We start from the raw sequence: 7,654 nt of genomic DNA on the forward strand, positions 1-7,654 counted from the left end.
GTCTGTTCCTCACCGCCCCTGCGCTCTGAGTTTGTCGGGCGTGGTATCCGCCAGAACCGTTCCCTGATCGATCACCAGCACCCGATCCGCCAGATCAAGAAGCGTGTTGCGATGGGTGATCATGATCATCGTCCGGTTCCCAGCCCAGGCCTTGATCCGCTCCAAGACTGCTTTCTCCGTTGCGGTATCCATCGAGCTTGTCGGTTCATCGAGGATCAGCAGGTTCGGGTCATGCAGCAGCGCTCGCGCAAGGTTGATCGATTGACGCTGGCCGCCCGAGAGCCCTTCGCCCCGCTCCTTGAGCAACATGTCATAGCCCTGCGGGTGGTTCGCCACAAAATCATCAACACCTGAGATCTTGGCGATGTTCAGCAGATGCGCATCGTCATATTCGTAAAAGCCCATCTGCAGATTTTCTTTGACCGTTCCGGAGAAGAGCCAGGTTTCTTGCAGCATCACCCCCACATTGCGGCGCAGGTCCGACTTGTCGATCTGACGGATATCGACACCATCGATCATCACGGCCCCTTCGCTGGGCTCAATCAGCCCCGCCATCAGCCGGGACAGGGTCGATTTGCCCGATCCCATCCGGCCGACGATCGCAACTTTCTGGCCCGCCGGGATCTTCAGCGACAAATTGCGGATGATTGGCGCATTGGCACCGGGGAAGGTGTAGCTCAGGTTCTTGAGCTCGATGCTGCCCTTCAGGTGCGGGCGGCTCAGACGCGGACGCGAAGCGTCAGCTTGGTCGCTGTCGTCCGTCATGACCGAAGAGAGCGAGCGATAGGCCTGCAAAGCCCCGTTTGCCCGCGACATGGCAGAGGCAAGCTGCGAGAGTGGGGCAAGCGTGCGGCCGCCCAGGATCACGGCCGCGATCATCGCCCCCATGGTGATGACACCATCCTGGATCAGGAACACGCCGTAGAAGATCGTCGCAATCTGCGCCAATTGCTGGATCGACGCGGCGGAGTTGATCGCGAACTGCGACAACATGCGGTTCTTGAGCCCCAGCTCAGACTGCGCATCCGAAGCCTCCTCGAACCGGCGACGCATCAGCCGACCTGACCCCGTCGCTTGCACCGTCTCAAGCCCATTCAGGGTTTCAACGAGAACCGCCTGTTTGGACATGTTGCTCTGCATCGAGCCTTCCGCGATGCGCGCCAAGAAGGGCTGGATCACAAGGCCCGTGGCGATCACCAGCGGTACAGCGATCAGCGGCACCAGCGCGAGCGGACCGGAGATCAGATAGATGACCCAGATGAAAAAGAAGATGAAGGGCAAATCCACCACCGCAATCAAGGTGGCAGAGGTGAAGAAATCCCGCAATGTGTCGAACTCACGCACAATGCTGGCCATCGCCCCGGCCTTGCGGCTGCGCTTGTCGAGGCGCATGTTGAGGATCTTGTCGAAGATGAGCCGCGACATGCGAAGGTCTGCGCGCTTGCCTGCCCGGTCCACAAACTGCGCCCGCAGCGTCTTGATGGCAAAGTCAAACCCAAGCGCGATCAGCACCCCGATGGTGAGCGCAATCAGAGATTCGATGGCCTCGTTCGGCACTACGCGGTCATAGACAACCATGATGAAGAGCGAAGTCGCGAGCCCTAGGAAGTTGGTCATCGTGGCGGCCGCAACCACTTGCCCGTAAAGCCATTTGCTTTGTGCAAACGAGCCCCAGAACCAATCATTTTTGCCCTTGGGCTGAGCAGCTTCATGCACCTTGCGCGCCAGGATGACATAGGGCAGCAAGGCGTCATCCAGATCTGATCGGGACAGGATCGTGTGCTGATCAGCCTCAGCAAAGCCACGGATCACTGCGTCCCCGTTCTCCTCAATTTTCTCGATGACAATCGCTTCGCCCTCTTTCGCGAAAGCGATCAGCGGGCAATGCGCGGGAACCAACGCGCTCGCTGGGAACTCGCCAAGGCTCGCCTCAAACCCCACATGGCGCAGCGCCGAAACCGCCGCCTGCGGATCAAAGACTTCGCGGATCAACTCTGGCAGATCACGGATCGCGCCTTCCGAGAACGCTGTGCCATTCAGGGCAAGAACATGCTGGACCGCCAGGATCAGGCTCTGCTCTCTGGCAAGGAACCCGGCCATGTCGTGGCCGTGTTCTCCCGCTTCGGGCCCGATATGCGCCCCCTTGTCATCAGCGCGCGAAGCTTGATCCTCCACGTGAGAGGTTGCGTTCAGGTCCAAAGCGCCAAGAACGATCGAAGATTTGCCCTCAGGCAGGGATGTCGTCATATTTTATGTTTCCTATGCGGCGCAGAGGCCGCGAGCGCCTGTTCGCATTATGGCGTCAGGCCGATCACCTCGGTCAGATAACCCGTTCGCCCTGCAACCGTGAGCAGCAGCGTGAGCTTCTCCGCCTGCATCTGGATCTGCTGGTCACACGCCCGGTAATTCTCGATCTCCGCAGAGATCAACTGCTGCAGGTTGGCCTGTCCTGTCGCAATCTGCGACCGGGCGGTTTCCGCCTCGGACTTGGTCAGCTTGATCTTCTGCGCAACGAGCGGCATTGACCGCTCCAGCGCATCCAGGCGCACGATCGCGCCATCCATTTCCGCCTTGGCGATCCGCTGCGCATCCGTCAACTGCGCCTCAAGCGCCTCTACACGCTTTTCGGCCGCCTCAAGCTGCGCCTTCCGTCGGCCACCATCGCCAAAAACATACTGCAGCCGCAACCCGGCCGTAACATCGGTGGTGTCATCCTGATCCATCGGCGACATCACACCTGCTTGCAGGCTCACCTTCGGACGGAAAGCCGAGCGCGCCTCCTCCGCAGCCCCCTGCGCGGCAAAAAGCTCGGCGACCGTTCGCTTGAGTGCCGGAGCGCTCTTCCACTCAGCCGCCCGCGCGCGGGCCATTTGCACACTGACCAACTCAGAGGGACGTCCAACCTTGCCCGGCGCCTGTTTGTAATACTGCTCAAATCGCACTGCAGCTTCGGCGCGCGCGGCCTCAAGGCCGGTCCGTTCTAGTTGAATATCCAAATACTGCCGCCGCGCATTTTCTACAGCTGCACGATCCAGCATGCCATTGGCAGCCATCCGGTCCATCTGATCCATCAGGTCACCGAGATCACCGGTCTTGCGCTGCAGCAGCGCCAATCGCTCCGAAGCCATCCAATAATCTGCCCAGGCGCGCGCGGCCTCAAGCGCGATCATGTTGCCGCGATCCAGTCTGTCTGCCTGAGCCGCAAGCGCCGCGGCCGTGGCCCGATTGATCGCGCCCCCTGAGGCACCACCGTCATAGAGGAGTTGTGACAATGTAACATCACCCGCCGCACCGGTCGTCGTCTCCGACACCGGATCGCCCTCACGCAGCGCGCCTAGCGTGGCATTTGCACTGAGTTGAGCGCGTCGCGCGCTGGTCGCGACGCCGATCCCCGCAAATGCCTCAGCTTCAAAGGCCTGCGCCGTCTGATAGCCCTCGCTCGCCAAAACCGCGCTGCGCAGCGCGTCCGGAAATCCGGCAGCAATCGTCACTGCAGTCCCTGCTTCCGCGCGGCCCGATCCAGCGCCCTCGAGCCCCTGGGCGAGCCTCTCACCCATTGCGGCGTCCATATCTCCGACGGAATCCCTCTGCGCCGCGCAGCCAGCGAGAACGACCAGTCCGCAAGCTGCCAGAAGTCGCGTTCGCCGCATCCGCTTTACTCCTTCGCGCTGGCGTCAGCCGGCGCGGCCTTTGCCTTTTCAAGTTCAGACTTCAAACCGGCGATATAGCTGGCCTTGGCGGTGTTATAGATCGCAATTTCATCCTTGATCTTGCGCATCTGGAATTCCAGAAACTGCAGACTGGCCAGCTGAGCCTTCCCGTTATCACTCAGATCTTCAGTGTTGTATTCGATGCCATCCACAGTGAACTTGGGCATGTCTTTTTACTCCGCGTCAAACAGCGTTGATAAATCAACGCCGGTTTTATTCTTGATGATTTCCGCCTTGAGGTCCGAAATATAGGCGTTCTTCGCCTTGGTCAGCAGCGCCATCAGGTTGCGCTTTTCCTCAAACAGTCGGTCGAGGTGCTGCAGCCGCGCGACAAGCGTCTTCGCCCCCTCCGAGGCCTTGGAAAGGTCATACTCCTCTCCGTCCAGGCGCAGGATTTGAGCTGCATCTGCCATCAGTCCGCCTTGCCTTCCAACTCGGCCTTCAGGCCCTTCACATAAGCAAAATGCGCGGTCTGACAGATCGCCAGCTCATTGTGCAGCGCCATCAGTTTGGCCTCTGCAAATTGCAGGCTGGCAATCGCGCCCTTGGCTGGTGCGCTCAGGTTTTTGGCATCATATTCAACGCCATCGATGACAATTTTCGGGGTCTTGGACGCTTCGGAGATCGCCGGGCTTGCTGAAACGGCATCTGTGACCGCATCAGTGACGATCGCGGTCATCTCGATGTCTTGTTCAGACTTATTCGCCTTAGCCATGTCGTCATCCTTTGTCTTGGTTTCTCTGTGCCAGGGCCTCAACCCATGCCAATTGCTTTGGCAGACAGACGGTGTTCAAGTCATACGCAGCGACCGCTGTATGGCGCGCAGCCGTACCCAGACGCTGACGTTCTTGAGGATCATCTAGCAGACAGCAGACTGCCTGAACAAGGCTATCAATGGAAAAGAAGTCGACAAGCAGGCCATTTTCGCCATGTGTGATCACTTCGCGCAAAGGCGCCGTGTCACTGGCCACAATGGCCGTACCCGCGCTCATCGCTTCGATCAGGCTCCAGCTCAGCACGAAGGGATAGGTCCAATAGACATGCACGGTCGAAAGCTGCAGGAGCGATACGAAATTAACATATGGCACCTGCCCCACGAAATGCACCCGCGCCCAATCTTCATCCGAAATCCGGCCACGGACTTCGTTAATAAAGACCTCTTTCCAAGAGTCCGCACCGTTCTTTTCGATGGAGGGCTTAGCACCATAGCTCACGCCATCACCACCAACGATGATTACGCGTGCATTGCGGCGCTCTGTCAGGATTTTGGGCAAAGCTCGCATGAAGATGTGAAAGCCACGCATGGGCTCGAGATTGCGGTTGACGAAGGTGATAACTTCATCATTCCTCGTAAACGTCAGGGGAGCTGCAGCGCCACTTCGGCGAAGGTTCAACTGAACATTCTGGTTGGGTCGGATGACATCGGTGTCAATCCCGTCATGCACCACTGTAATCTTGGATCGAAACGAATCAGGAAACGAGCTTGCCTGCCAGGATGTCGGGGCGATGGCAGCGTCCGCGAAATCGAAATGCATGTGGTTGTTGAGGTTCTTGAGCCTGAGGCGGCAGTTGTTGCCGGAAACATCCTCGACCGGGAATTCGGGATCAAAACCGGTATCTGCGCCCTCGGACACGTAGTAAAATTCACAAAAGATCCCAAGCTTGGCTCTGGGCCAAACCTCTTTTAGGAAGAGGCTTTCCCCCCAACCCGGATGGGCAACAATTACGTCCGGAGCAAAGCCTTGATCCTTGAGCTGAACACATGCACGGAAAGCGCCCTCAGCGCGTATAATCTTGGTTTCAAAATCGGTAACCCAAGGATGGACACCCGGCGTCGAGCCCTGGCTTACCGCATATGGAAAAAGCTCAACTCCTTCCCAGCGCGTCTGCTCGGACTTCTGCATGGTTAAGGCGATAACGCGATGTCCAAGCTGAGCAAGTGCAGGTGCAAGATGTTTAAACTGACCAGGGAAATTTTGATGGACGAAAAGAATATTCATGATCAGCTGAATTCTACACAGTCGGCGAGCTTAGATCCGCGAAACCAAATAACTCCGCCCGAACACATTAGCCCAGATACCTTGAAGCGTTATTGCGCAAAACATCATCCGAAACAGCTTGTTTCATCGCAAATGCCCACAGGTCGAATTGCTCCGGCCTACGAACAGTTAAAACTGACCCGAATCCGGCAGGTTTCAATGTTCCGGCAAGCACCTTCTGTGTGAAGCCGACATGATGAGCCATGTAAAGATTACCGCGCGCCATAGATGGACGATGACCGAACAAGATATCCAGAGGCGTTATCGGACCAGCAGGCGAAACATAGGCTGTATCGAGAAACTTGTCCTGCGCGATCAAGGCCGCAACAGACTGAAGATCAGGGCAGGTGATGATTGCAAAACCATCATCTTTGAGCACCCGGTTAAACTCGTTAAAAGCTACCGGAACTTCATGAGGGTATAAGTGCTCCACATTATGAGACGAAAACAGCGCATCCATTGAAGCAGACTCAACCGCAGACATGTCTGTCATGGTACCAACGATGTCCGGTGAGACACTTTCATCAATGTCAAAGCGCACCTCCCGCCAATCAGTTGACTGAAAGGCGGGAAGCGTCTGACCCTTGCGCTTCGGTCCGCAGCCGACGTGTAGCTGTGACTTTAAAACCGTTGGACTTGTTTCCGGCAATCCAGTCGCCATCATTAGCTTTACACAACCATCAAGAAATTATTACCGCTCAGTGTATCAGGTGCGATCGAGTCGAATGTAGCTACCAACGAAATTTCGCTAGCATTGACCCACTTATCGCCCGAAGATGCCAGGTACTGGTAGGCTTTCCCATTATCGTACGCGACCAGATAGGTATTTACAGGGTCATTGGGATTGGCTTCAGAGAATTCCAAAGCGAGCACAGATCCAACGGTATTCCCTTCGATTGTCCTGAACATTTTCAACAACTCGCTACCATCATTTGCCAAGGACAGATCTCCATCGTCAACATTCAACCCGGTGAGCTCGATAATGTCTTGAGCAGACTGCGAAAGTTCCATTCTGTAGTCTTGTGTATTTATATTGCCACCAGTCTTCAGAGTATAGGCATGCGAGGTGAAAGCAGCATTCGAATTTGCAGCTGTGTTAGCACCGGTAAAGTCAACATCGAGGCCCACTTTATCATCCGATACTGAAAAATCTGTCACTACATCTCTGTCGCCGCTCGAGTTTATGCCCGTTAGACTGAATAAGTCAGCGCCGGAACCACCTGTAAGCGTATCAATCCCCCCACCACCAGTGATAGTATCATCACCAGCACCAGTAATGATAATGTTAGTACCAGTTGTAGCAGTAACAATAACTTTTCCAGTGGAAGTCGACGTGAGATCACCAGCTACCAATGAAACTGAAACGTCGTGGGTTCCTGCCATCGTTAGCACCTCACCGTCGAGCAGGTTATTTGCGTTGATCGTCTGGTTTGCTGCACCTGTGGTCACGCTGTTGGCACCGGCTGCGAGAACATAGTTCTCGATGCCCGCAAGAGCGGTGAACGTGTCTGCCTCGGTCAATGTGATCGTCTGAGTGTTCGTCGTATTTGTCGCCGTCAGAGTTCCATTCTGGGCAGCATCAAGCGTAACACCTACGTTGTTGCCATCCTGGAAATCAAGAATACCAGCATCCAAACCAACGACAGCTGCAAGGTTACTGCCGTTCACAACTTCATATGTATCTGCAGCATCAAAGTTTGTGAATGTACCAGTGTAGATACCAGAGCCAAATACAATCGTATTGGCCTGCTCTGTAGTACCATCCTCGGTCACGTTCTGGTTAAGTGCACCAACCGTGATCGTGCTCGCTCCAGCACCAGACAAAACGTAGTTCTCGATGCCCGCAAGAGCGGTGAACGTGTCTGCCTCGGTCAATGTGATCGTCTGAGTGTTCGTCGTATTTGT

Annotated in this window: 7 protein-coding genes and 1 pseudogene; all 8 read right to left on the reverse strand. The window is 56.0% G+C overall.

The features are described from left to right. Positions 1-9: 9 nt before the first annotated feature. Complete coding sequence (locus MXB90_RS13665) at positions 10-2,247, reverse strand: type I secretion system permease/ATPase (RefSeq protein WP_250045808.1); 2,238 nt, start codon at positions 2,245-2,247, stop codon at positions 10-12. Positions 2,248-2,294: 47 nt separating this feature from the next. Continuing rightward, a complete protein-coding gene (locus MXB90_RS13670; protein WP_250045810.1) occupies positions 2,295-3,491 on the reverse strand; it encodes a TolC family protein in 1,197 nt (398 codons plus the stop codon). Between the two features lie 164 nt (positions 3,492-3,655). Then, a complete protein-coding gene (locus MXB90_RS13675) occupies positions 3,656-3,877 on the reverse strand; it encodes a DUF6447 family protein (protein WP_250045816.1) in 222 nt (73 codons plus the stop codon). Positions 3,878-3,883: 6 nt separating this feature from the next. Next, entirely contained in the window at positions 3,884-4,123 is a 240-nt protein-coding gene (locus tag MXB90_RS13680; RefSeq protein ID WP_250045818.1) for a hypothetical protein, read from the reverse strand. Next, the gene (locus MXB90_RS13685) at positions 4,123-4,425 is read right to left on the reverse strand and encodes a DUF6447 family protein (protein WP_250045819.1); all 303 of its coding nucleotides are present in this window, start codon (positions 4,423-4,425) and stop codon (positions 4,123-4,125) included. The genes MXB90_RS13680 and MXB90_RS13685 overlap by 1 nt, the downstream gene beginning before the upstream one ends. A gap of 4 nt (positions 4,426-4,429) precedes the next feature. Further along, on the reverse strand, positions 4,430-5,710 hold the full coding sequence (locus MXB90_RS13690; protein WP_250045820.1) for a glycosyltransferase family 4 protein: 1,281 nt from the start codon (positions 5,708-5,710) through the stop codon (positions 4,430-4,432). A gap of 67 nt (positions 5,711-5,777) precedes the next feature. Continuing rightward, positions 5,778-6,413: a class I SAM-dependent methyltransferase gene (locus tag MXB90_RS13695; protein ID WP_349665914.1), complete on the reverse strand. Its 636-nt coding sequence runs from the start codon at positions 6,411-6,413 to the stop codon at positions 5,778-5,780. Positions 6,414-6,418: 5 nt separating this feature from the next. Then, a pseudogene (locus MXB90_RS13700) lies at positions 6,419-7,654 on the reverse strand (hypothetical protein); the annotation flags it as partial.

It is taken from the genome of Phaeovulum molybdatiresistens, from assembly GCF_023544865.1.
Lineage (GTDB): Bacteria > Pseudomonadota > Alphaproteobacteria > Rhodobacterales > Rhodobacteraceae > Pontitalea.